Source organism: Acinetobacter sp. RF14B (genome assembly GCF_006864105.1).
GTDB classification, from domain to species: Bacteria; Pseudomonadota; Gammaproteobacteria; order Pseudomonadales; family Moraxellaceae; genus Acinetobacter; species Acinetobacter lwoffii_C.
Window position 1 is genome coordinate 1 of record NZ_SMTB01000147.1, and the last position, 3,562, is coordinate 3,562.

4 protein-coding genes are annotated in these 3,562 nt (G+C 45.0%); all 4 read left to right on the forward strand.

Annotated elements, in window-relative coordinates; all coding sequences use genetic code 11:
* The coding region (locus E2K52_RS13790; RefSeq protein ID WP_151205592.1) for an IS30 family transposase at nucleotides 1-247 on the forward strand (247 nt) is incomplete at its 5' end.
* A gap of 49 nt (nucleotides 248-296) precedes the next feature.
* On the forward strand, nucleotides 297-1,475 hold the full coding sequence (rubB, locus tag E2K52_RS13795) for a rubredoxin reductase RubB (RefSeq protein WP_151205593.1): 1,179 nt from the start codon (nucleotides 297-299) through the stop codon (nucleotides 1,473-1,475).
* A 59-nt stretch (nucleotides 1,476-1,534) separates the two neighbouring features.
* Nucleotides 1,535-2,473: an esterase EstB gene (estB, locus tag E2K52_RS13800; RefSeq protein ID WP_151205594.1), complete on the forward strand. Its 939-nt coding sequence runs from the start codon at nucleotides 1,535-1,537 to the stop codon at nucleotides 2,471-2,473.
* Nucleotides 2,474-2,486: 13 nt separating this feature from the next.
* Nucleotides 2,487-3,395: a LysR family transcriptional regulator OxyR gene (gene oxyR, locus E2K52_RS13805; RefSeq protein WP_151205595.1), complete on the forward strand. Its 909-nt coding sequence runs from the start codon at nucleotides 2,487-2,489 to the stop codon at nucleotides 3,393-3,395.
* The last annotated feature ends 167 nt before the right edge of the window (nucleotides 3,396-3,562 follow it).

A 3,562-nucleotide genomic window follows, 5' to 3' on the forward strand; every position in this document is an offset into this window, starting at 1 on the left:
GGAATTAGATATAGATTGGTATTTCGCTGATCCCTATAGCGCCTGGCAGCGAGGAACAAATGAAAATACGAATGGATTGATCAGACAATATATTAGAAAAGGCAGTGACTTAAATGACTATACGGATGCATATATTGCAGAAATTACTCAACGCTTGAATCATCGTCCAAGAAAAAGACTCGGCTTTAAAAGTCCGAGTCAGGTATTATGGCAACAACATGGTGTTGCACTTCAAATGCTAATCTAAGTCCTTTAAAAAATTTATAAATTTAATTTTAAAAAGTCTGGAGAATATTATGCATCCTATCGTCATCATTGGTTCCGGAATGGCCGGCTATGCCGTCGCACGTGAATTTCGCAAGCTTAATCCAGACCATGAACTTGTTATGATTTGTGCTGATGATGCGATCAATTATGCAAAACCGACTCTTTCAAATGCACTAGCAGGGAACAAGGCACCTGAGCAGATTCCTTTAGGGGATGCTGAAAAAATGTCGGCACAACTCAATATGCAAATCCGGCAACATACTTGGGTAAAAGCGATTGACCCAGAACAGCATCAGCTACACTTAGAAAAAGATGGACAGGAGAGTCTGCAACCCTACTCAAAACTGGTTCTGGCGGTGGGGGCTAATCCAGTACGTTTGGCAATTGCCGGCGATGCCAGCGACGAAATTCATGTGGTTAACAACCTGAACGACTACAAAGCATTCCGCCAAAATCTGGCCAATCGTGAAAACAAACGTGTGGTAATTCTAGGTGCTGGTCTAATTGGCTGCGAATTTGCCAATGACCTGCAACATACCGAACATCAGGTGACTGTTATTGACCTTGCACCTCGACCACTGGGCCGCCTTTTACCTGCGCATGTGGCTGAAGTGTTCCAGCAGCATCTTGAAGAAACAGGTATACATTTTGTGCTGGGTACCACAGTTGAAAAAGTCTCCAAAATGGACAATGCAGATTATCTGGTCACGCTGGCGAATGGTCAATCACTGGTCGCCGATGTGGTTCTGTCTGCGGTAGGCTTGCAGCCAAATATTTCTGTCGCGAAAAAAGCTGATATTCATAGCAGTCGCGGGATTCTAACCAATGCCCTGCTAGAAACCAATCAGCCGGATATTTATGCTGTCGGAGACTGTGCTGAAGTAAACGGCATCCTGTTGCCTTATGTCATGCCCATCATGCAACAGGCACGTGCTCTGGCCAAAACCTTAAATGGCGAGCATACCGCAGTGCATTATCCTGCCATGCCGGTTGCAGTAAAAACACCAGCAGCACCATTGACCGTATTAGCTGCACCTGCTGAAGTCAATGTGACTTGGGAAACGGAAGAGCTGGAAGATGGCATGATTGCCAAAGCAATAGATGTAGAAGGTGTATTGCGTGGTTTCGTATTATTAGGGGCGACAGCAGCCAAGCAACGCCTGACCCTGAGCAAACTTGTTCCTGACTTGATTCCAGCAACTCTTTAGATGTTTAATATATGAAGGACGTTTTTTAAACGAAATGTCCTTTAATTAGGAAGCTTATCATGCATAGTGCGCTGCAGTTTAACCACTCCCCTTATACATCTTTTATGCGTGAAACCAAGGTTGATCTTGGTAATGGTATTGAATTACATGTAGAAGTAGGCGGAGAGCCGGATCACCCCCCTATTTTGCTGATTATGGGACTCGGTGCACAGATGCTGTACTGGCCTGACTTTTTCTGTAAATCGCTGATTGATCAGGGCTATTATATCGTTCGTTTTGACAACCGCGATATTGGTCTGTCATCCAAGATTCATCATAAAGGCCCGCGCCTGAATACCTTTAAAATGATGAGCCGTTTTATGCTCGGTCTGGGCAATCAGGGAGCACCTTATAACCTGTATGACATGACTGAAGATGTTAGCTTGCTGATCGATAAACTGGAGCTTGGGCAGATCTATGTGCTGGGCGCTTCCATGGGCGGCATGATTGCACAGATTCTGGCAGCCCGCCACCCGGAGCAGGTCAAGAAACTCGGCCTGCTGTTTACCAGCAATAACCAGCCGCTATTGCCTCCTCCTTTTCCAAAGCAGCTCTTTAGTTTAATTGACAAACCGGCCTCAACAGATGAAGATGGCATCGTAGATCATAGCCTGAAACTGTTTAAGCTGATCGGTTCGCCGGGTTATGTCAATCACGTGGAAGCGATTCAGACAGCCCGCAAGTTGTATAAACGGAGTTACCATCCGGCGGGTGTACTTCAACAGTTTTTAGCAATATTATGTACAGGTTCATTGCTGCAACTGGACAAGCAAATCAAGCAGGATACCCTAGTGGTTCATGGGGCTCGTGATCGATTGCTACCTCCTAGTCATGGCAAGGCTGTTGCCAAAGCAATTCCAGGGGCTAAATTTGAATTAATTGAAGGAATGGGGCATGATATCCCTCCTCATTTTATTCCACATCTTAGCGAATTATTTGCTGATCATTTTAAATCATAAATATTAGGACACTATGGCTGCATTACCATCCCTAAGACAGCTGTCATACCTTGTAACACTGTCAGAGACGCTGCATTTTACAGAAGCTGCTCGCCGTTCATTTGTGACCCAGTCAACCCTGTCTGGTGGCATTATGGAACTCGAGCGTTTACTGGGTGGCGTACTTGTTGAGCGCGACCGTCAGAATGTACGTTTAACTCCTCTTGGTGAGCAAGTGGTTGCACGTGCTCGTGTTCTATTGGCTGATGCCCAGGACTTGATGCGTTTAAGTCGTGAGATGAGTGAGCCCCTTACCGGCGATTTGCATCTCGGTGTCATTCCAACCATTGCACCGTTTATTCTGTCGCAATTACTGGATGAAGTTCATAAACAGTTGCCAAAAATCCAGCTGCATCTGCATGAAGCACAAAGTGAGAAGATTGTAGAGAAACTGGAACACGGCAATCTGGACATGGTGGTACTGGCACTGCCTTTTGATACACGCGGCCTGAAAGTAGCCGAGATTAATAAAGAAAATCTGTATCTGGTGCACCATAAGTCTGATCAAGCTTCGGCTCAGGCAGATAAGCTAGAAAATCTGGATCTGTCACGCCTGATGCTGCTTGAAGAAGGTCACTGTTTACGTGATCATGCACTCAGTGCCTGTCCAATCGGCGAACGTAAAAATGATCATCGTTTAAAAGCCAGCTCTTTACCGACACTAATCGAAATGGTTTCTGCAAATCTTGGTTTTACCTTGCTGCCTGAAATCGCGCTATATAGCAGTATGATCAAGGCCAATCCTGAGTTACAAGTCAAAGCCATTCAGGCGGCCCCTAGCCGGACCTTGGCCTTAGTGACTCGCAAAAGTACACCGCTACAAAGCGAGTTCGACATGCTATTACAAATTTTGCAAAAAATTACCCAGCACCCGGCGGACTAAAACAAGATTCACTACCTGTACATAAAAAGGAGCTTACATCGCCATTGCTGTCCCACAATTTTTCACAAGAGGAAGCTCATTTGAGCTTCCTCTTGTTTTATGGGTATTTTATCGGGTGAAAATAAAGCTTTTAAAGTTCTTCTTTCAAACAAATTCACTTGAATTAT